Source organism: Petrotoga sp. SL27 (assembly GCF_002924605.1).
Classification (GTDB): Bacteria; Thermotogota; Thermotogae; order Petrotogales; family Petrotogaceae; genus Petrotoga; species Petrotoga sibirica.
Window position 1 is genome coordinate 52,454 of sequence record NZ_JAIP01000023.1, and the last position, 20,547, is coordinate 73,000.

Genomic DNA, 20,547 nt, shown 5'->3' on the forward strand with positions numbered 1-20,547 from the left:
AGTTTCGAACAAATTAATTATGATATAATGCGGTCTATTGACAAGTCATTTTTTTTTATGGTATAATTTTTAAAATTGTTTTAGGAGAATATGGTTATGAAAACATTAAAAGTATTGTCAGCTTCAAAAATGGTAATTAATAATAATAACAATGGACAGCGTCGGTGATTACGCTGGATATTGTTATTTTGTAAATTACCGACGCTTAAAAATAAAGCGTCGGTTTTTTTATATTAAGAAAGCGATATAGCTTTTTTAAAAAAACACTACAGGAGGGAAAATTATGGCAGAAGTAGAGAAGAAAAATAGAAAAGTGGATTCTGTGGAGTTAGTGAAAAGTTATTTGGAGGACGAGACTTATAGTGACGCACTTTTAGTTCAGTCCGAGATACTGAGATTATCAAGAGAATTTCTTGGAGAAAGAGGTTTTGTTGAGCTTCTTCCGGTGATCGTTTCTACAATCACCGATCCATTAAACCATGACGTTTTTGACGCACAGATAGATTATTATGGTAACAAATATTACGTTACTAAATCCATGATACTGCAAAAGCAAGTTAGCGTTTTGGTTCATGATAAAATATTTTCGTTTTCGCCAAATTTAAGGTTGGAAGTAGCAGAAAAATATTCTTCTGGTAGGCACTTGATTGATTTTGTTCAGTTAGATATAGAGGCTAAAGCAATGAAAAGAGAACAGATTATGGATTTGATGGAAGATTTAATAATTCATGTATTAAAAGGTATAATGACAAAATATTCTGGTATAATAAAAAAGTATCACCCAAATTTGGTAGTTCCTAAAAAACCTTTTCAAAAAATCAGCGTAAAAACGGCAAAGCAACTTTATGGCGATGATTATGAAAAAATGTTATCTGAACGTTCTGAAGGGCCTGTATGGTTGATAGATATTCCACTTTTAGAGAGAGAATTTTATGATAAACAAGATGTTAATAATCCAGAAGTATTATTGGATTTTGATCTAATATATCCCGAGGGTCATGGTGAAGGCATATCTGGCGGTGAAAGAGAGCATGAGTATGAGCAAATAGTTAAAAGAATCAAACTGAAAGGTAACGGGCTCGAAAGCTATGAAGATTATTTAAAATTAGCAAAAGAAGGGTTATTACAACACTCTGCAGGTTGTGGTATGGGCATAGAAAGGTTCACTAAATATATATTAGATTTGGATCATGTTGAAAAAACTAGGTTGTTCGCCAAAGCTCCCGGAAAGTATACAATTTAGTTATATCAATAAAAAGGTTCCAAAATGTATATTATTACGGAGAAGGGACGTTAATTGGGGAGCTTCTCTTCATTGCCTTTCATGGAAGTTAACTTATTTTTTGCTGGAGGTTACTTATGAATATAAAAAGGGCTATTATTTCAGTTTACGACAAGACAAATTTAGAGGATTTAGCTAGTTTTTTATTTCACAATGGTGTCGAAATTATATGTACAGAAGGGACAAATAAATATTTGGAAGAAAAAGGAATTCCCACCGTAAAGATGGCCGATTATATTGGGTTTCCTGAAATTTTGGGGGGGCGTGTTAAAAGTATAGATCCAAAACTAGCTGGTGGTATTTTAGCCAAGTCTAACGACAAAAAGCATGAAGAAGATATGATTAATTACAATATAAAAAGGATTGATATGGTTGTAGGTAATTTTCCAACTTTTGAAGAAATCGCAAAAAAAACAAAGAATGAAGAATCACTTTTGGAATATATTGATATTGGAGGGTATTCCCTTCTTAGAAGCGCTGCAAAAAATTATAAAGATGTTGTAGCTTTAGTAGATCCCAAAGATTATCAGATAGTTATTGACAACTTAGAGGATTGTGGAGATGTTCCTTTGCAATTAAGAAGAAAGTTAGCATTGAAAGTTTTCTTTTCAACTTCTAAGTATGATGCCAGTATTCATAAAACTTTTTCCGAACTATTCGCAGCTGAGAAGTTTGACCATGAATTTTTTGAAATTTTAGGAAACTTAAGGTATGGTTCTAATCCAATGCAAGAAGCGATTTTGATGAAATTTTTAGGAAAAGAGAGTTTTCTTGATTATTTAGAAAATTTAACTTTTCATAAAAAGCCTACATTAAGGATAGTAAAAGATATAAAATTACTTTTTCATTTGGCTAGTTTCACAAACAATGAATTTTTGGGTTTCGCAAAGAAAGGAATTTTCGTATTTGGATATTCCTCTCCTACCGAAGGAGAGAAAGAACAGTTCGTTAGAATTATTAGAGAATTAAAAGGAGGAGTTGTTTACAGTGATGATCTAAATGTAATAACTGAACTGAAAAATTCAAAACATGATGGATTAATGACTTCATATAACTTTGAAAAAAAAGAAGAGATAATTTCCTTTAAACCCATGGTTTTTAGGGTTAATAAAAGGGTTTTGAAACGTGACGAAGAATATATTGTGGATGGTGATTTGGTTGCAAAGCAAAATGTTCAAGAGATTGTTTTGAATTTGTCTCCTTCAGAAGAATTGGGATTCGAAGTTGCTAAGATTCATAAATCAGATACGGCTGTGTATGTAAGAAATAATCTTATTTGTTCAGGAAATCAATCTTGTTTAAATAGAGAAATTGCATTAAACGCCCTTGAAAATACCTTGGAAAAATTTGAAGTTTGTCTAAACGAAGGAACAATAATCTTTGATTCTCCTATAAATTCAGAGAAGATAATTGATGCAATATTAAATTCTAAGATTGAAAAGGTAATTGTTCCTCCAACTTTACCTGGCTACGAAAAATATTTAAAGATTTTAGAGGAAAAAGGCGTAACGTTGTTGGTAACACAGAGAAGGTATCATAGATATTAATGTTCGTTAAGGGGCTTCGCCCCTTAAAAACCCCAAAATCAAAATTTATTTTAAAAAAACTATTTTGCACAAATCAGCAAAAGGGCTTCGCCCCTTAAAACCCCAAATTCGATACATCATTTGCAAAGCAAATGAGAATTTTGAAATTATTTCAAAGGCATTATGAACAAGGCTTTTTGCATAAGGACTCAAAATGCAAGGCAAATGAGTTTAGGAAAGTCATTCAAAAACATTACAAACAAGACCATTTTGCATAGATCAGCAAAAGACGTTTTGCATAAAGCAGCAAACAACAAGGAGTGATAGCAAATTTATTTACCCTCAGTCTCTGTAATATTAGTTTGCAGAAATGAAGAAAAAACTATTGAAAACGTGTTAAATTCTTTAATCCACCAAACAAGAAAGCCGGATGAAATAATTGTTGTGGATGGTCAGTCGACAGATAATACTGTTAGTATAATAGAGAAACTTGCTGAAAAAGTTGATAATATAAAAATCATTACGAATAAAAAAAAATATACCCCTTACGGTTTAAATCTAGGGATCAAAAATAGTAAGGGGAATTTTGTTTTTATAGCAGGATCCCATACAGAATTTGATAAAAAATATGTCGAATATTGTGTAGAATTTTTGATGGAACACCCAGAAGCGAGTGCTGTTGGAGGAGTATCTTTGGCTATGCCTGTCAATGAAAAAAGTTTTATACAAAAGTCGATGGCTTTATCATATTCTTCCCCCTTTGGCACAGCATCCCGGCATAGGTATCAAGTGAAAGAACCACAAGAAGTTGATACTGTTGCATATGCATGTTATAGAAGAGAAGTTTTTGATAAGGTTGGATATTTTAATGAAAAACTTTTAAGAAATCAAGATATCGAGTTTAATTATAGAATGAGAAAAAAAGGTTTAAAAATTTATTTATTGCCAATAACAAATCATTATTATGTTCCGAATGGATTAGAGAATTTTATAAAAAAGAATTTTTCGAACGGTTTTTGGAATTATATAACTCTTAAAATATCTCCCTATGGGATTTCACTTAGACATTTCATCCCTCTTATTTTTGTAGTGTATCTTCTATTCTTATTTTTAGTTCTGTTTCTCTCAAAATATTTTGTTTTTAATATTATTTTAGCGTTTCCGTTTTTCTTATATTTATTATTAGACACATTATTTTCATTGAAGTATGCTATAAAAGAGAAAAATATTTTATTGTTATTTTGTAGTTTTTTTACCTTTTTCCTTTTGCATATTTCATATGGTATAGGAACATTTTGGAGTATAATAAATTCACTCCGTTTTACCAGGAGTGAAACAGCATAAATTTAAATAAATTTAATATGTAGTAGGTGAATGCAATTTGCTAGCTATAAAATATATAAGCTCTTTTCTCTTATCGATTATTTTAGTTCCAATTATGATAAAAATTGCAAAAAAATACAATATCGTTGATAGACCCGATAATAGGTTGAAAGTTCATAAAGTTCCCATTCCTTATTTGGGAGGTGTAGCAATATTTCTTTCAATCTTACCCTTTTTTTACAATGATATAGGTTTTATAATTCCTGCCAGTATTTTAACTTTTATAGGGCTGTACGATGATATTAAGAGTGTTTCCCCTTATGTTAGATTATTTGCGGAGTTTATTGTTGTCTCAATGGCAATATATTTCGTTGGAGGAATTATTCAACCTTTTCAATTTTTTATTTTGGTATTAACTGGAATAGCTCTAGTCAACGGAGTAAATATGGTTGATGGAATGGACGGAGTCTGCGCTGGAACGGCAATAGTGAGTTTGTTATTCTTTTCTTTGATATCCAAAAATTACGAACTGTTGATCTTTGTTTTGGCTATTTTGGGTTTTTTATTATACAATTTGCCACCAGCCAAAATCTTTCTTGGTGATGCGGGCTCTTATCTTTTGGGCTTTGTTTTGTTTTATTCCTTTTCCTTTCTATCCGGAAGGTCTGGTAGAGGTGGTTATTTTATCTCACTAATTATCACTGGATTTTATTTTACCGATTTGGCTTACGCTGTCATAAGACGTTTACTTAGCAAAAGATCTCCTTTTTTAGGAGATAAAGAGCATATTTATGATAAAATTCGAAAAAAATATAAAATAAAACCATTGGTTGTGGCATTAGTTACATATATTATTTCCGCTGTTTTTGGTATGATAGGATTAATTACTTGGGATTTTCAATTAATAGGTGTTATAATTGTATTGGTAGTATTTATATTTATAGGTTATCATTTTAATTTATACAAATATGAGTGATTGAAGGATATATTATATCAAATATATTTGGCGGAGAGATCTTTCAATAAGTTTTTTAAAAGTTTTTGTTAGAAGAGGTGTTGTTATGATAATTTTAAAAGGTAATTATGGTGATTATATGAAACTTCGGCCTGTATCAGTTAAAAAGATTTTCTTAGACGAGTCGAAGTTGAGAAACAACAAAGATCCTGATATTTACGAGAAATATATCTATGAATTGGAAGGAAGGTTTGGAAATTACAAATGGTTTAATAACGAGTTCAATTTGGAAGAAAAAGGTAATGGGAAATTGGCTACGCTTACTATTGATATAGAATATATCCCTCTGATATTGACAATCTTGAGGATTAACGCTTTTTTTAAGTCAAAAAAGAAGAGTATGATTTCAGTTCTTTCTTCTGATCATGAAAACCAAACTTCTGAGATAATTGCAGAGGATTCTTTTATATATTCTTTGAATGAAAGTAATAATTTATCATTTTTGTTTTTAAGAAAAATAGATAAAAGTTTAATTGAACATCACTTAATTTTTACCAACAACTATGGAGATAATTTTGATATGCACATAGAAAGTGATCGCAAGAGTATAAAGAGTTTTTATAAAAATCTGTTGAACGAAACTAACAATTTTCGGGTAGCGATACTTCCAAATATAGCTCAAAAAATCACTCCATTTTATGAAAAAATAATAGAAAAAATAGCTATTGTTAATTATGAAAATGTTAACAATATTACAGACGATTTTTTCACTTTGTACAATCTCAACCCAAAAGAATTTCTTAACAATTCTGAAGCTCGAAAAGAATTAGAGAGGTATACAAATTATCTTTTTAATGGGAAAAATGATGAAGAGGATTATTCTTTCGATAATGATATAGACGATGTCGACATAGATTTTACTATAAAGAATATGGAAGATATAGAAGACGAGCTACAGGATATTGTAGATTTGCAAAACAATGATCAATTCTTGGGTAGTTCTTATTATTATAATGAAACGTACGATTTGTTCATTGAAATGGAAGAAGAGTTTATGAATTTAATGGATCATATAATTTTCGACGGAAATTTGAAAAAGCAGGATAAAGAATATTATTTAGAAAAAATTAAAAGAATGATCAATGAAGTTTCCTTAATATTTCAAGATTTAAAAGAAAAAAAAGAGTTTGAAAGAGAACTTTTGTTAGATATGGTAAACGCTTATGGAATTGAACATATTACCAATAAAAAAGATTTAATTTCTGAAATTTTTGAAGAGGTAGATATGAGTAAGGACCTAAACGAAATATATGAAATTTCGGAGGATAAGATTTTGAACGATTATAAAAATTGGTATAAAGATCTAATATTTAAAAAAGGTAAAAGTATGAAGGAAGTCACTAACAACTAATCTCAAAGATAATTCCCCTTTGGTTAATTCAACAAAGGGGAATTATCTTAAGAACTTCAAAATCCAATAAGGCGTTAAAGTATCCATTTCTATAATGATATTTAATAGATTTCTCCTTTTCCGAGCTTGTAGTCTACCAATTTCAATTTTCTTATTATGGGTATATCGTAAGGACATCTTTCTTCACATATTCCGCATTCTGTACAATCTTTAAAGGTTTTATTGAGTTTGGAATAAGACATTTTAGCCTCGTTTTGGTTTCCAAACCAGAATGCCAATCTTTCTCTCAGTGCATAATCTGGAGCCTCGTGAGGTTGATAATCCCTCATTTGTCTATCATACCATCCTTCGTATTCAAACACTTTCATTATTTCTATATCTTCTGGGCAAGGCAAACATTTACCACATTGTCTACAAACATAATTTCCAAGTTCGGGAGCACGATAATACAAATTTTCTATGGATTTTTTAAGTAAAGGTTTAAAGTTTTCAGCAATCTGAATATCTTTTCTTAACATTTCTTCGGAGTTTGCTCCTACAACCATCACATCTAAATTTTGATTTAAAGCATAGTTTAAGGCATCATAAGTAGATCTATAAAGATAACCATCTGCAAAAGCCTTCATGCCAACAATTCCCATGTTTTTTGATCTTGCAAATGGAATGACTTCTTTATAAGTACTGGGGAAATTAAATATATCTAAGTAGTTAAAACCTGTCATCAAAACATCTAAGTCTACTGCTTTTATGAGTTTTAGTGCATAATTTCCCAAACCGTGGAAAGACACACCTAAAGCTCTTATAATTCCTTCTTTTTTTGCTTGAAATAGATAATCTAAGGCCGAATCATTTCCCAATAAGGCTTCAACATCTTCCTCAGTGGTAACATGGTGAAGAAACAAAATATCTAAATGATCGGTATTCAGGTTCTTTAAGGTTCTTTCTACAAAGTATTGAGCATTTTTCTTATCTCGAGCATGGCACTTGCTAGCAAGAATTACTTGGTTTCTTCTGTGTTTCAGGGCGTATGCAATTTTATTTTCAGATTCACCATCTCCGTATTCAGCTGCAGTTTCAACGTAATTACCCCCTGACATTATATAAATATCCATTAATTTGGAAACATCATCCTTTGAAATTTCCAACATATGAAATCCACCTAATCCTAAAAGAGAAACCTCAAACCCAGTTTTGCCTAAGATTTTTTTCTTCGTAAAAATCACCTCCATAATTTTAGATCACGTTAATTCATTTTTGACCTGTTTTAATAACATTCTTATAGGTAAATGCTGTGGACATTCTTCTTCACAATCCCCACATTCTTCACAAATAGAGGCATCTATACCTTGCTTTATCAAAGATTGATATCTTTCTTTTGCCTCTAGTAAGTTATCAAATATATAACCTTCATTGTAAATGCTAAAAATTGTAGGAATAGGTATACCATTTTTGCAAGGTACACAATAATTACATCCAGTACAATCGATCTTGGATTTACTCTTATAAATATTTCTTACCTGTTCAATTGTTTTTAATTCTCTTTCACTTAAGGAATTTGGATCTGAATCATCTGCTGCTTTGAGATTTTCTATTACCTGATCCATTGTGGACATTCCACTTAGAACAGTAGTAACCTCGGGATGGTTCCATACCCATCTTAACGCCCAATACGCCGGTGACTTGGTTTTATCTAAATCACTCAAGATATCGACAGCTTCTTGAGGTAGTTTGTTGGCCAATTTTCCCCCTCTAATTGGTTCCATAATAACTACTGCCAGTCCTTTTCTTTTTGCATACTTTAATCCTGCAATTCCGGCTTGAAAATGTGTATCAAGATAATTGTATTGTATTTGACAAAAATCCCAGTTATAAGAATCAACGATCTTTTTAAAAGTTTTGAAATCATCGTGAAAGGAAAATCCTGCGAACTTTATCTTTCCTTTTTCTTTGGCTTCATCCAGAAAATTCAGAACCTTTAGATTAGAAATCTTATCCCATCTTTCTTTGTTCAAAGAGTGTAAGAGATACATATCTATATATTCAGTATCAAGCTTTTTTAATTGTTCATCTAAATATTTTTCAAAATCTTCGTACTTATTTGCTAACCAGACTGGGTTTTTAGTGGCTAAGTAAACTTTTTCCCTGTAACCATCTTTTAAAGCTCTACCAACAAAGTATTCACTATTTCCTTGGTGGTAAGGATACGCAGTATCAACATAATTTAGGCCATTATCAATAGCGTATCTTAGCATTTTTGTGGCATTTTCTTCATCAATTTTAGAAGGATCGTCATTCAAAATAGGCAGTCTCATACATCCAAAACCCAATGCAGAAAGTTTTATATCGTACTTACCAAATTTTCTATATTTCAAAGAAACACCTCCAGTATATTATTATTATTATTATTTATCAACTTTGAAATTAATTTGATAGATAAACTTATTCTAACTTAATTATATCAAAAAAAAATTAATAAATTCTTTTTTCATAAAAGGTAGAAACAATAAATTTGATTATGTTATAATAAAATACAGTAGGAATAATTGAAAAAAATTTCATACTTGTATCCGAGGAGGTTTTTTAAATGTTGTCGCAAGATATACTCGACTTTTTTTCAAATACCGGTTTTATGAATATTTCATGGCCTCAGGTTTTTATGATAATTCTTGGATTGGTTATTATATATTTTGCAATATCAAAACACGCAGAACCTCTTCTTTTAATTCCTTTGGGTTTTGGTATGGTTATAGCTAACATTCCTCCGGAATTAACAGGTATTCTTATGCCTCCTCAGAATGGGCACGCAGGTGGATTGTTATGGTATATAAAATTGGGGTTGGATACAGAAATCTATCCTCCATTGATTTTTCTAGGTATTGGAGCATTAACTGATTTTTCTTATTTGATTGCAAACCCAAAATTGATACTTCTAGGTGGAGCTGCTCAGGTAGGGATATTTATTAGTTTTTTACTGGCAAGTTTTTTAGGTTTTGATCTTCATTCTGCTGCCGCAATAGGTATTATTGGAGGTGCAGATGGTCCAACTTCCATATACATAGCTTCTAAATTTTCTCCTGATTTAGTCCCTGTTATTGCGGTTGCGGCATATTCTTATATTTCTCTTATCCCCGTACTACAACCTTTGGTTTCAAAGTTATTAACCTCAAAACGGGAAAGAAAAATAAGGATGAGAAGGTTAAGAGAAGTTTCCAAAACAGAAAAAATAATTTTCCCTATTTTGACAACTGTCGTGGTTGCTTTAATTGTTCCTCAGACACTACCTTTAATAGGTATGCTCATGTTGGGTAACTTATTAAAAGAATCCGGGCTTACTGGTAGATTGGCTGAAGCAGCCTCTCGTTATATCCTAGACACAGTAACAATACTTTTAATGCTATCTGTAGGTGTTTCTGCCACGGCTGACATATTTTTATCTTTTGTAACCTTAAAAATCATGTTGTTAGGGGCAGTTGCTTTTATAATTGCAATGGCTAGTGGGATAGTATTCTCAAAATTGATGAATTTATTCTTGAAAGAAAAAATTAATCCATTAATTGGAGCTGCCGGTGTTTCAGCAGTTCCAAATTCTTCTCGCGTTGCTCAACATATTGCTCAGGAAGTTGATCCAGGCAATTTTATTTTAATGCATGCAATGGGGCCTAACGTAGCAGGAGTAATAGGCTCGGCAATTGCTGCTGGCTTATTTTTAAGTATACTATAATAAAATACTATAATAAATGAGGAGGCATAATCAAATGCAAACAATAAAAAAACAGTTTAAAGTGAATATAAATTATAATTATTGTAAAAAATGTGGTATCTGTTCTTGGATTTGCCCAGTAAATGCTATAATAGAAGAAGAATTCGGTAAACCCGTTGTTCCATTCCAAGAAAAATGTACGGGATGTTTGCAATGTGAACGAATGTGTCCTGATTTCGCTATTAGCATAAAACAATTAGATCAATAAAATGGACACTCTTTTTAAAAGAGGTGAATTTAATGGGAGAAATGCTTTTTTTACAGGGGAATGAGGCGGTTGGAATGGCAGCTATAAAAGCAGGATGCCGTTTTTTCGCTGGTTATCCTATAACCCCATCAACCGAAATCGCTGAATACATGTCTAGAGAATTGCCAAAGGTTGGAGGCACTTTTATACAGATGGAGGACGAGCTTGGAAGTGCAGCTGCAATAATAGGTGCTTCTCTTGCCGGTGTAAAATCTATGACCGCTACAAGTGGCCCCGGGTTTTCGCTCATGCAAGAGGCCTTAGGATATGCTATTATGACAGAAGTACCCTGTGTATTTGTTGATGTTATGAGAGGAGGTCCGAGCACAGGGCTTCCTACAAAACCCTCTCAAGGAGATATTATGCAAATAAGGTGGGGAACTCATGGAGATCACCAAATTATTGCAATATATCCTTCTACAGTGGAAGAAGTTTACACATATACTGTCACAGCGTTCAATTATGCAGAAAAATACAGAACGCCGGTTATTTTAGTTTTGGATGAAACTTTAGCTCACATGAGAGAAAACGTATATTTTGATTACGAGAAGGAGAATCCTCAAGTTGTAGAAAGACTAAAGGAGGTCGATTTAGGAGAGGAAGAATTATTTTTACCTTTTGACATAGATGAACAATTTGCTGTAAATCCATTAGTTGAAATGGGAAAAACAAGATTTCACGTTTCTGGCCTAGTTCATGATGAAAGTGGTTTTCCTATAAGGGATCCAAGCATGATATCAAAAGTAATTGAACACCTTGATTCAAAAATTAGATTATCTGCGGAAGAAATTTCTATCTATAACGAATATATGCTACAAGATGCCGATATAGTAGTAGTTGCATATGGTAGTGTAGCCCGAAGTGCTTTGAAGGCCGTTAAACAAGCTAGATCAGATAAAATTCCTGTAGGCTTCTTTAAACCTATCACTATTTGGCCTATGCCTACCTCGAGACTTAAATTAATATTTAAAAATGCTCAAAGTATAATTGTTCCAGAGATGAATGCAGGCCAGTACGCTAAAGAGATGTCACGGTTGAATAAATTGAACAAACATGTAGAATCTTTGACTAAAACTAATGGTGAGTTGATAACACCTGATGAAATATTAGAAGTGATTATGAAAATGTGGGTTCAAATTACGGAGATGTGAATAGAATGGAAGTAAAGTTCCCAAAAAAGTATCAAAAAAAAATTAATTCTGCTTATGTAAATCCAGGTATTGTTCTTTTACTCAAAAACTTTACAAAAGAAGTTCTTTTTGAGTTTGAGGTTACGATTAAAATTCATTTTGATCCACTTAAAGTTCCAGACAACTTGTATAAATTAATAAAGATTTTTAATTCATTTTCAATTTTCACAATTAAAAACATAGAAGAGACTAATTACATAGAAGAACAAAAAGTAAAAATAAGTAGTTCTCAAGGGGAGAACGGTGTTGAAATTACTTACGAAACACTTCAAAAAGAAGAAAGCATAGTGTTGTATGAGTTAATTAAAAATGCATCGCCATTACTGGGATCAATACTCACTGATATTCTTCTAAATTCCTCAAAAATAGCAAATGTGTTCATGGTTTCAAAAATCATATTAGAAAAAGGGTATGAGCCCGAAACGTCTATAGATGAAATGATATATATTACTATGACAGGAATAACAGGTGACTTTGCAGGAGGTTTTAATAGGGCCATCTTATTTGTGGAGGACAGTAATGATTTCAAGGTTCAAAGAGCTATAGGACCTGTAAATGAAATAGAAACCCAAAAAACTTATGAAAGGTTTGAGACAATTGAAAAAAACATAGAAGACTATTTGTCTCAATATAAAGTTGGGATGAGTTATTTTTCAAATTTAGAAGAAAAAATAAAAAATATTTCTATTAAAAAGGAATCGTTATTAAGTCAAGATCTTTTTAAGTACGCAATTGAGTTGAATAGAAGTATCAAAATACCAGTAAGTCAAGTTGATGAAAAGATCATAAATTTACTCGATTTAAAGGGAGAAGTAGCAATTTCACCAATAGAAATAGAAAACCATAAACTTGCTTTTTATCTTTGCGATAATAGATACAACGGGAAACCAATAACAGATGATCAACTTGAGATTTTGGATTACTATGCCAAAGAAAGTGGAATGATGTGGCAAAATAAAATATTTCAAAATATCTTAAAAAAAGATGCTCAAGTTGATACCCTCACAGAAATTGGAAACAGAAGAAGTTACGAAAATTATATTTCTAATATAAAATATCTAAAAAATCAGGAAATAGCTTTAGTAATGCTAGATTTAGACAATTTCAAAGATGTAAACGATACCTATGGCCATGAAGAAGGAGACAAACTTCTAAAAGGATTTGCCCAAATATGTGTTAATAATTTAAGAAAAGAAGATAGTATATTCAGATATGGGGGCGATGAATTCGTAATAATTTTTGAAGGTGCTAAGAAAGATGAGGTTTATTCTATTTTGGAAAGAATAAACCGTAAACTAAAACAAGAGATGAACGTTACTTTTTCTGCTGGTGTATCCTACGGTAACAGCCATGAAATAAATTCACTTTTCAAAATAGCCGACCAAAATTTGTACAAGGTAAAAGCAGAAGGGAAAAATAAGATTTTTGTCAGTTAAGATATCAGACCGACGCCCCGTATTTTAAAATCAAAATCTTATGTTTGAAAACTTTTTTCTATAGTATTCATTTATTCAGCCCAAGGCCACATCGAGAACAAGCATCAACAAAAAACCAAAGATCAGTGAGAAAGTAGCCGCTCTCTCGTATCCATGAGAATGAGTTTCTGGGATTATCTCATCGCTAATAACGTACAGCATAGCTCCTCCCGCAAACGAAAGGAAAAAAGGTAGGGCTGGTTCCATTAAAAGCACTAGAGATGCACCAAGTAAACCACCTATAGGTTCAACTAATCCTGTCAAAAAACTCCAAAAGAAACTTTGCTTTTTTGAATAATTAGCTTTAAGCAAAGAGAAAGCTGTAGCTGCTCCTTCTGGGATATTTTGCAATCCTATAGCTACTGCTACAGTGATGCCGTTAGCGATCATCCCACCACCAAAACTCACCCCCACAGCCATTCCTTCCGGAAAATTATGGAGTGCAATGGCGATAACCAACAACCAAATTTTTTTTAAACGCGCTAATTCAGGTCCTTCATGTCCTTTTAAGAAATGTTCATGAGGGGAATAAGTATCCATCAATTCAATAGCAAGTGCGCCGAGAAAGATCCCTAAAATAGTTATAAATATTCCACCCGTGTCTAATGATGGAATTATGAGAGAAAAAACAGTTGCTGCAAGCATAACTCCGGCAGCAAAGCCTAAAAACATATCTAAATTTTTTTCGCTTAACTCTTTTTTGAGAAACAAAACTGGAATTGCGCCCAATGTAGTTGCCAGACCTGCTAATAGACTTGCCAAAGTTCCAAATACCCATATTTGAGTGCCTGTTAATCCGTCCATCTTAGACCTCCTTGTAGGTTTTTTTATTTTATCTAAATTAGTGAAGAATTTTAAATTCAAAAACTTGTTAATATTTTTTAGAGACACACTTTTTTGTAACAGCAATGAATAATTGTAATATCTTTGTTTTGTGAAGATGTTACAACCAATATAACATTCACTGAGATTCTTGGTTGCCACTTCTTGTTATATCTGGTATAATTTAATGATCTTTCAGGGGGGTAGCAATCTGTAAAGGGTATTGAACGAAATTATCTAATATTTAAAATAAAAAACCAGTCGATTTATGCTATAATTAGAAATAATAGGAAAATTAAAGAACATTCAATAGGAGGAATCAAATGGCCAACGATAAAAAACAAAAAAGAGGTAATAGTTTTAACTTCATAATAATAACATTAATTTTCTTCGCTGGGTTAGCTATCTTTCAGTTTTTCATGTACAGAAATCTTCAGCCACAGTTTCAAGTTATATCAAGAGATATCGAATTTACTGTTTATGAAGATTTTTCCGTGGATTTTGCAACAGAAGTGGAAATACGAACAGAAAAGGAGAATGATTACGAAACCTTGATACAAGGATTTAACACCCCCAATGTGGAAAAACTTTCTCTTTTTCAACAATCTTTGGATAAATTAAAAGAACAAATCCCAAGGGATTTCGCGGTTTTATCCTATGAGTCAACCGTAAATTCAAATTTCCCCATGATTTATGTTTATGAAAACGTAAAGTTGGAAGGGTTTGTTTACGTAAACGATAAAGGAAACATTGAATTTTCTCTTCCTGGGCAACCTCTAAGTGCTCAAAATGAGCAAGTTACTGTGACCATCCATTATCCACATGATTGGAAAGTTTTAAGTGTGACTCCCACTCCTTCTTATATAGAGCAGAACGTTATAGGATATTCACATACTGGAGTGTTTGGTTATCCCACCCTAGAATTTAAATCTGAATAAACTATTGTAATGATGGGGGAATGGTAATGGTTATTTTATATTTATTAGTTTTTCTGTCTCTTACAATATCAATTGTAAATATTTTTCTTATGATCCGTTTAGGTCACTTTTTACAAGAAAACGACGCTACACAGAAAAACTATGAAAATTTAGAAGAAGATAAGAACCTTTTCTTAGCAAGATTTCAAAAGATAACTTCCACAAGATTAAGGGCCTTAGATAATAAAATAGAATTGGTTGACCAACTTATGAAAGATTTAGACGATGCTTATGCTAAAACTTTTTCATTGTTGACAGATTTAGAAAGGAAGTTAGATTCTCATAAATGGCAAGAATTTGAATCTAAAGTCCAACACACAAAAAGGGAAGAAGATGAAAAGGGCAATAACAATCAAAAAGAAACAATTGAAAAAGACGATAGGGTTAGGGTGTACGAGCTTTCAAGAAAACTAAATATGTCAAGTAAAGAGTTGATCGATTTTATTAACACAAATACCGATTTGGATGTTTCTAACCATTTAGTAAAGTTGACATCAGAAGAAGAAAAAATAATATTTGAAAAAATCAAAGAAGACCCGCCTGTATCGTCTAAGAAAGAAACCAATGTTTCAAATGTGAATGTAGATAAAGGTATGAGCACAGATTATAGTAACTACAAATACGACAAAACTAACAAAATTCTGGAGTTTTTCAAAAATGGTTACACTCCCCAAGAGATAGCTAAGGAATTGAAAATAGGTGTAGGAGAAATAATGCTCGTATTAAGTTTATTTAACGATAAGGAGAAATAAAGATGAACCTTTCCTTTTTAAAAGAGTCAGGCAAAATTTGAATTTTTCCTATCTCTGATAGGATTTCAGCGGTTTTTTTTACTGTAAATTCACTGGTCTCGAACAAAAGATATTTAGTTTTTAAAAGATGAGAATATTTAGATATCTTTTTAAAAAAGTTTTGACCATCGGCTCCCCCATCTAGGGAAATTCTTGGCTCGTAACTTAGTAAATGACTTTTTTCTATAAAAGAAGTTTCAACATATGGAGGATTGGAGATTATTAACTCTACTTCATGAATCTCTTTCAAAAAAGGATCTAAGCAATCACCAATTTTAAACTCAACATTGACGCCTAATTTCTTAGCGTTGTATTGGGCTATTTTTATTGCAGATTCTGAAATATCTGAAGCTTGAACTTTTGTTTTTGGTAGTTGCTTTTTTATTGATATTGCTATTACACCAGATCCTGTTCCCATATCAATTACATGTTTTATACCTTTATCATTTATAAGATTGATTGCTAATATAACTAAATCTTCAGTCTCTATCCTTGGTATTAGGACGTTTTCATCTACAAAAAAATCATTTCCTAGAAAAGATACCTTTTTGGTAATATATTCGATAGGATACCCCTCTTTAAGGTGTTTAACTAAAAAATCGAAAGTTCGCTGAGAAATTTCGACTTGCGATTCTTTCAAATAAAACGATATATCTTTGTCTTCAATTTTTGATAATATTTTTAATATACGAAAAGGGGAGATTTTAAACTCCCCCTGAATTTTACTCACTAACTCTGTTATCTTCATTATCTTACCTCAAATTCCTAAAAGATTTTTAACTTCGTCACTGGCCATTTGTGGATCCCAAGGGGGATCAAAGGTAAGTTCGATATTTACATCGTTTATGTGTTCTATTTCTTTTACCTTCTCTTTAGCATTTTCTATTATCAAACCTGCCAAAGGACACATTGGGGTGGTTAAAGTCATCAAAATGTGAACGTTATTATTTTCATCGATATCTATTTTGTATATCAAACCTAAGGAAACGATATCGAAGCCAATTTCCATATCATAAACTTCTTTCAAAGCATTCATGATTTTATCTTTTTCTATATCAGGCATGTGTAATCCTCCTTTAAAACATATCAGAATTGAGAATTATTGAAGATTCTTCTTGAAATTTTTGGAATTCAGTTGGTAAAACTTTATCAAAGTATTCTTGAGCTTTTTTGTCTTTTAAGGTAAAAATTATTTGATCCTTTGCTTCTTCAAAAGTTAACTGTTTTTCTGGGTACTTTCTCTCTATTTTTAAAAGGGCATAAGTATTGTTTTGTGCATCGTATAAGAGCGGGGTAGTAATAAATCCTGGAGGATTGCTTTTTACAGTTCGCACAATCGAATTTGAATCGTCTTTAAGGATTATTCTCATAGAGGTAGCCGAACCGGTTTGTTCGTATACTTCATCATATGTGTAATAACCTTCAATAATGCGATTGTATGTATAAGATGCATCTTCTGTGCTATTGAATATAATCAGCTTTATATCTGCTGAGGGCTCAGATTTATAGCTAGCTTTGTTATTTTGGTATTCTTCAGTCATTTCTACGTCGCTTACTTCTGTTTCTTGAATAATTTTCGTATAAAGTGCGGAGATAGAATTGTTATATAATGTTGAATAATACGCATCCTCTAAATAATTTGTTTTTGAGGTGTAACCTAATGCAAGCAAATAATTATCAATTTCTTCGTCGGGTATTCCAACATCTTTAAAGGTTTTAGAAAAGTTTTCTTCAATGTTACTCCATATATGCTCGCGTTGTAAATCTATGTTTTTTTGTTCGACGAATTGTATAAAAAGAACTTGATTGACGATCTTTAAAGCTTGATCCTGCAAGTAGGTGTTCATGAGATCAACACCTGTAGCTGTTTTAGTTAAGGCAGAATAAAACTCGGGATAAGAATTATAAATATCCGATAAAAGATATACTATCATAGATCTAGATACTAGGAGTTCTTCACTGAGTGTTTCATCGTTAACTTTTGCAAAAATTGCTTGTTCCAATGGTTGATAAATTATTTTTGGGTAAAGAACAGTAGAAATTAGAAATACAAAAAGTAACAAGAAGTTAGTCTTTTTCATCAATGTGTTTTCCTCCTCATAAAATTCCTTCTTCGATGAATCTCTTAATAGGATTGAACGTTTTTCTATGCTCTGATATTATACCATACTTTTTTATGCTTTCAATGTGTTTTCTGGTCGGATACCCTTTATGGCTTATAAAATCATAATTAGGATATATTTCATGTAAATGCTTCATATATAAGTCTCTTTCATATTTTGCTACGATAGATGCGGCACCTATCAAAGGAGATATTTGATCGCCTGTGACTATGCATTCGTAGTTATAATCAAGTTTAAAGAACTTTCCATCAACAATAACATAATAATCGTTCACATTTCTCCCCACCACTTTTTCCAACAATTTTATAATTGATACCTCGGTCGCCTTGAATATATTTATTTGATCTATTAAATCGGAAGTTGAAAAATTACTATAATATTGGAAATTTTTCGTTATTTGAAAGTATCTCTTCTCTCTTTCTTTTGGAGATAATAATTTCGAATCTCTTCCAATTTTTGCTAATAACTCACATTCTTTTTTTGATTCTATGACAACAGCACCAACAAAAACAGGCCCAGCTATTGGGCCCCTTCCAGCTTCGTCAATACCAATTATCTTTTTGTACTTTTTTAATAAAGTCATTTCAATATTTTCCAACATCTAACCACCTTTGCAAAATACCGTTCATTCTTTTTCGTAGGGAACTCCATCTGCAGCGGGTGCTCTTGTCCTTCCAACAAATCCGCCAACAACTATTAACGTCAAAACGAAAGGCAACAAATTTAGTAAAGCTTTGATTTCTGAGGGGAGAACCATCAAAGTTTGAAGTTGGATGTTCATAGCTTCTGCAGCACCGAAAAGCAACGCCGCCCACATGGTACCAATTGGATTCCAGTTTCCTAATATCATAGCTGCCAAGGCTATGAATCCTTTTCCAGCAGGCATCTGCTCTTGAAACTGCCCTATATCACCTAAGGCTAGATACATTCCTCCTAATGCAGCAAGTATCCCACTCATTAAAACTCCAAAGTATCTTATCGCTTTAACATTCACACCTAACGTATCTGCAGCTCTCGGATTTTCACCTACGGAACGCATTCTTAAACCTAAAGGAGTTTTGTAAAGTAAAAACCAAGAACCTATGATGACTACTATGGCAATGTAAAAGAAGGAACTAATTTCTCCGAAAATTTCCCCGATGAAAGGAATGTTTTGGACTGCTTCTATTTTTACCGTAGGGATTTTAGATACAAAATCTGTTTGCCCTTCTTGGCCAAAAATTGGTCTCATTAAAAAACCAGTGAATCCTTGGGCAATCAGAATCAAAGCTGTAGCAGAAACGATTTGGTTTGCTGACCATTCTATTGAAACATAGGCATGCAAAAATGACAAAATCAGACCTCCAAGCATACCTAAAAGCAGCCCAAGCCAAGGGTTCCCAGTAATAAAAGTAAAAGCAACCCCGATAAAAGCACCTAATTTCATAATACCTTCCAAGGCGATATTTGTTACCCCGGTTATTTCACTGTAAACTCCTCCAATTCCTGCAAAAATTAAAGGTAATGCAGAAAGAATCGTCAATTTATAAAATAAAGGTGAAGCAAAAGCAGTAAAAATAGCTTCAAACCAATTCATTCTTCTTCACCACCTTGAAGTAGTTTGGGTGATTTTTTCTTTCCAAGTTGAGAAGCTTTTATGATCCAAGTTCTTATGATCCTGTCTGCAGCAACAAAATATATTATTATACCTTGAATTACTACAATAATGTCATCTGGTACTCCTATAGTTTGCATTGCATTCGAACCAGATCTCAGCGAAGAGATTAGAAAAGCTGCAAAAATAATTCCTATAGGATTGTTTTGACCAATCAGAGCTATAGTTATTCCATCAAAACCTCTATCGCTTGTGAAGGCTCCAAAAATTCTATGATGAACAGACATAACTTCTAGAGCCCCAGCCAAGCCAGCCAAAGCTCCTGAAATAGCCATTGTAAGTACTATATTTTTGCTTATCGATATTCCTCCATATTCTGCGGCATATGGATTGAAACCAACGGCTTTAACTTCGTACCCTGTTGTTGTTTTCTCTAGTATAATATAAATAACAATAGCCGCAACGATTGCTAATAAAATACTAGAAGGAATGCTAGATGCTTGAACTGTTAATAAGGAAGGTAGTTGAGCGCTTTGTGAGATTTCAGGAGATTTTGGAACGCCTGCACCCACAGCAAAAGGACCGGCTACCAGATAGTTCGTAATATGATAGGCTATCCAGTTCAACATTATCGTACTTATAACTTCGTGTGCACCTGTTTTGGCTTTAAGCCAACCGGCTATAGATGCCCAAAAGGCTCCCCCAGCCATACCAGCAACAATAGTCAAAGGTATGGCAATAGCGGAAGGTACGTTGCCTAAGCTCAGTCCTACCGTTACGGCCATTATCCCTCCCATGGCCATTTGACCTTCCGCACCTATATTGAAAACTCCCGCTCTAAATCCGAATCCTACAGCTAAACCAGTGAGTAACAAACTGGTCATTTTTGTTATGTTGTCAGCCCAGGAAAGTCTGCTACCGACTGCGCCTCTAATCATAGCTCCATAGGCTTTTAGAGGGTTTTCACCTATGGCTAATATTATAACGGCTGCGATTAAAAGTGAAACCATAACAGCTAAAAAAGGTACTAGAAAAGATATCCATCTTGATTTCAGAAGTTTTGACGAAGAA

General features: G+C 32.6%; 20 protein-coding genes. 11 read left to right on the forward strand and 9 right to left on the reverse strand.

Features of this window, described 5'->3' with window-relative positions:
• Window positions 1-283: 283 nt before the first annotated feature.
• The 5 genes from AD60_RS08220 to AD60_RS08240 all read left to right on the forward strand — a co-directional run bounded on the left by AD60_RS08220 (window position 284) and on the right by AD60_RS08240 (window position 6,497).
• The gene (locus AD60_RS08220) at window positions 284-1,243 is read left to right on the forward strand and encodes an asparagine synthetase A (protein ID WP_103877277.1); all 960 of its coding nucleotides are present in this window, start codon (window positions 284-286) and stop codon (window positions 1,241-1,243) included.
• A 116-nt stretch (window positions 1,244-1,359) separates the two neighbouring features.
• On the forward strand, window positions 1,360-2,829 hold the full coding sequence (locus AD60_RS08225) for a hypothetical protein (protein WP_103877278.1): 1,470 nt from the start codon (window positions 1,360-1,362) through the stop codon (window positions 2,827-2,829).
• A 309-nt stretch (window positions 2,830-3,138) separates the two neighbouring features.
• Window positions 3,139-4,152, forward strand: coding sequence for a glycosyltransferase family 2 protein (locus tag AD60_RS08230; protein WP_103877279.1), 1,014 nt, complete (start codon window positions 3,139-3,141; stop codon window positions 4,150-4,152).
• 37 nt (window positions 4,153-4,189) lie between these two features.
• Window positions 4,190-5,107: a glycosyltransferase family 4 protein gene (locus AD60_RS08235; RefSeq protein ID WP_103877280.1), complete on the forward strand. Its 918-nt coding sequence runs from the start codon at window positions 4,190-4,192 to the stop codon at window positions 5,105-5,107.
• A gap of 85 nt (window positions 5,108-5,192) precedes the next feature.
• Window positions 5,193-6,497, forward strand: a complete 1,305-nt coding sequence (locus AD60_RS08240; protein WP_103877281.1) for a hypothetical protein — start codon at window positions 5,193-5,195, stop codon at window positions 6,495-6,497.
• A 101-nt stretch (window positions 6,498-6,598) separates the two neighbouring features.
• Here AD60_RS08240 and AD60_RS08245 read toward each other — a convergent pair whose 3' ends face one another.
• A complete protein-coding gene (locus AD60_RS08245) occupies window positions 6,599-7,726 on the reverse strand; it encodes an aldo/keto reductase (protein WP_103877282.1) in 1,128 nt (375 codons plus the stop codon).
• A gap of 9 nt (window positions 7,727-7,735) precedes the next feature.
• Window positions 7,736-8,869 carry an aldo/keto reductase gene (locus AD60_RS08250; RefSeq protein WP_103877283.1) on the reverse strand — a complete coding sequence of 378 codons (1,134 nt, stop codon included), beginning with the start codon at window positions 8,867-8,869 and terminating at the stop codon, window positions 7,736-7,738.
• 212 nt (window positions 8,870-9,081) lie between these two features.
• On the opposite strand from AD60_RS08250, the gene AD60_RS08255 reads away from it, so the two are divergent.
• From AD60_RS08255 to AD60_RS08270, 4 genes are read left to right on the forward strand one after another with little or no spacing between them, the layout of a single operon-like run.
• The gene (locus AD60_RS08255; protein ID WP_103877284.1) at window positions 9,082-10,218 is read left to right on the forward strand and encodes a sodium ion-translocating decarboxylase subunit beta; all 1,137 of its coding nucleotides are present in this window, start codon (window positions 9,082-9,084) and stop codon (window positions 10,216-10,218) included.
• Between the two features lie 34 nt (window positions 10,219-10,252).
• Window positions 10,253-10,465 carry an ATP-binding protein gene (locus AD60_RS08260; RefSeq protein ID WP_103877285.1) on the forward strand — a complete coding sequence of 71 codons (213 nt, stop codon included), beginning with the start codon at window positions 10,253-10,255 and terminating at the stop codon, window positions 10,463-10,465.
• A 32-nt stretch (window positions 10,466-10,497) separates the two neighbouring features.
• Window positions 10,498-11,655 (forward strand): 2-oxoacid:acceptor oxidoreductase subunit alpha, encoded by a 1,158-nt coding sequence (locus tag AD60_RS08265; protein ID WP_103877286.1) that lies wholly within the window; start codon window positions 10,498-10,500, stop codon window positions 11,653-11,655.
• Between the two features lie 5 nt (window positions 11,656-11,660).
• Entirely contained in the window at window positions 11,661-13,130 is a 1,470-nt protein-coding gene (locus tag AD60_RS08270) for a diguanylate cyclase (protein WP_103877287.1), read from the forward strand.
• A 75-nt stretch (window positions 13,131-13,205) separates the two neighbouring features.
• Here AD60_RS08270 and AD60_RS08275 read toward each other — a convergent pair whose 3' ends face one another.
• Window positions 13,206-13,973, reverse strand: coding sequence for a ZIP family metal transporter (locus tag AD60_RS08275; RefSeq protein ID WP_103877288.1), 768 nt, complete (start codon window positions 13,971-13,973; stop codon window positions 13,206-13,208).
• Window positions 13,974-14,314: 341 nt separating this feature from the next.
• Here AD60_RS08275 and AD60_RS08280 point away from each other — a divergent pair, with 341 nt between their 5' ends.
• Both AD60_RS08280 and AD60_RS08285 read left to right on the forward strand, forming a co-directional pair.
• Window positions 14,315-14,929, forward strand: coding sequence for a DUF4897 domain-containing protein (locus AD60_RS08280; RefSeq protein ID WP_103877289.1), 615 nt, complete (start codon window positions 14,315-14,317; stop codon window positions 14,927-14,929).
• Between the two features lie 26 nt (window positions 14,930-14,955).
• Window positions 14,956-15,720, forward strand: coding sequence for a DUF6115 domain-containing protein (locus AD60_RS08285; protein WP_103877290.1), 765 nt, complete (start codon window positions 14,956-14,958; stop codon window positions 15,718-15,720).
• Here the strand turns inward: AD60_RS08285 and AD60_RS08290 are convergent.
• The 6 genes from AD60_RS08290 to AD60_RS08315 are packed head-to-tail and all read right to left on the reverse strand — an operon-like array spanning window position 15,701 to window position 20,531.
• Window positions 15,701-16,507, reverse strand: a complete 807-nt coding sequence (locus tag AD60_RS08290; RefSeq protein WP_103877291.1) for a HemK/PrmC family methyltransferase — start codon at window positions 16,505-16,507, stop codon at window positions 15,701-15,703. The genes AD60_RS08285 and AD60_RS08290 overlap by 20 nt on opposite strands.
• Before the next feature lie 9 nt (window positions 16,508-16,516).
• On the reverse strand, window positions 16,517-16,822 hold the full coding sequence (locus AD60_RS08295; protein ID WP_103877292.1) for a metal-sulfur cluster assembly factor: 306 nt from the start codon (window positions 16,820-16,822) through the stop codon (window positions 16,517-16,519).
• 13 nt (window positions 16,823-16,835) lie between these two features.
• Window positions 16,836-17,840, reverse strand: coding sequence for a peptidylprolyl isomerase (locus AD60_RS08300; protein WP_134079995.1), 1,005 nt, complete (start codon window positions 17,838-17,840; stop codon window positions 16,836-16,838).
• Between the two features lie 16 nt (window positions 17,841-17,856).
• Window positions 17,857-18,483, reverse strand: coding sequence for a ribonuclease HII (locus AD60_RS08305; protein ID WP_103877294.1), 627 nt, complete (start codon window positions 18,481-18,483; stop codon window positions 17,857-17,859).
• 24 nt (window positions 18,484-18,507) lie between these two features.
• A complete protein-coding gene (locus AD60_RS08310; protein WP_103877295.1) occupies window positions 18,508-19,458 on the reverse strand; it encodes an ABC transporter permease in 951 nt (316 codons plus the stop codon).
• Entirely contained in the window at window positions 19,455-20,531 is a 1,077-nt protein-coding gene (locus AD60_RS08315; RefSeq protein ID WP_103877396.1) for an ABC transporter permease, read from the reverse strand. Before AD60_RS08315 ends, AD60_RS08310 begins: the two co-directional genes overlap by 4 nt.
• Window positions 20,532-20,547 lie beyond the last annotated feature (16 nt).

Excerpts from the sequence above, each read along its gene's own strand:
- AD60_RS08275 (WP_103877288.1), bottom strand. The coding sequence starts at position 13,973 with ATGGACGGATTAACAGGCACTCAAATATGGGTATTTGGAACTTTGGCA.
- AD60_RS08240 (WP_103877281.1), top strand. The coding sequence starts at position 5,193 with ATGATAATTTTAAAAGGTAATTATGGTGATTATATGAAACTTCGGCCT.
- AD60_RS08295 (WP_103877292.1), bottom strand. The coding sequence starts at position 16,822 with ATGCCTGATATAGAAAAAGATAAAATCATGAATGCTTTGAAAGAAGTT.
- AD60_RS08290 (WP_103877291.1), bottom strand. The coding sequence starts at position 16,507 with ATGAAGATAACAGAGTTAGTGAGTAAAATTCAGGGGGAGTTTAAAATC.
- AD60_RS08260 (WP_103877285.1), top strand. The coding sequence starts at position 10,253 with ATGCAAACAATAAAAAAACAGTTTAAAGTGAATATAAATTATAATTAT.
- AD60_RS08300 (WP_134079995.1), bottom strand. The coding sequence starts at position 17,840 with ATGAAAAAGACTAACTTCTTGTTACTTTTTGTATTTCTAATTTCTACT.
- AD60_RS08245 (WP_103877282.1), bottom strand. The coding sequence starts at position 7,726 with ATGGAGGTGATTTTTACGAAGAAAAAAATCTTAGGCAAAACTGGGTTT.
- AD60_RS08225 (WP_103877278.1), top strand. The coding sequence starts at position 1,360 with ATGAATATAAAAAGGGCTATTATTTCAGTTTACGACAAGACAAATTTA.
- AD60_RS08255 (WP_103877284.1), top strand. The coding sequence starts at position 9,082 with ATGTTGTCGCAAGATATACTCGACTTTTTTTCAAATACCGGTTTTATG.
- AD60_RS08220 (WP_103877277.1), top strand. The coding sequence starts at position 284 with ATGGCAGAAGTAGAGAAGAAAAATAGAAAAGTGGATTCTGTGGAGTTA.
- AD60_RS08270 (WP_103877287.1), top strand. The coding sequence starts at position 11,661 with ATGGAAGTAAAGTTCCCAAAAAAGTATCAAAAAAAAATTAATTCTGCT.
- AD60_RS08285 (WP_103877290.1), top strand. The coding sequence starts at position 14,956 with ATGGTTATTTTATATTTATTAGTTTTTCTGTCTCTTACAATATCAATT.
- AD60_RS08265 (WP_103877286.1), top strand. The coding sequence starts at position 10,498 with ATGGGAGAAATGCTTTTTTTACAGGGGAATGAGGCGGTTGGAATGGCA.
- AD60_RS08305 (WP_103877294.1), bottom strand. The coding sequence starts at position 18,483 with ATGTTGGAAAATATTGAAATGACTTTATTAAAAAAGTACAAAAAGATA.
- AD60_RS08310 (WP_103877295.1), bottom strand. The coding sequence starts at position 19,458 with ATGAATTGGTTTGAAGCTATTTTTACTGCTTTTGCTTCACCTTTATTT.
- AD60_RS08280 (WP_103877289.1), top strand. The coding sequence starts at position 14,315 with ATGGCCAACGATAAAAAACAAAAAAGAGGTAATAGTTTTAACTTCATA.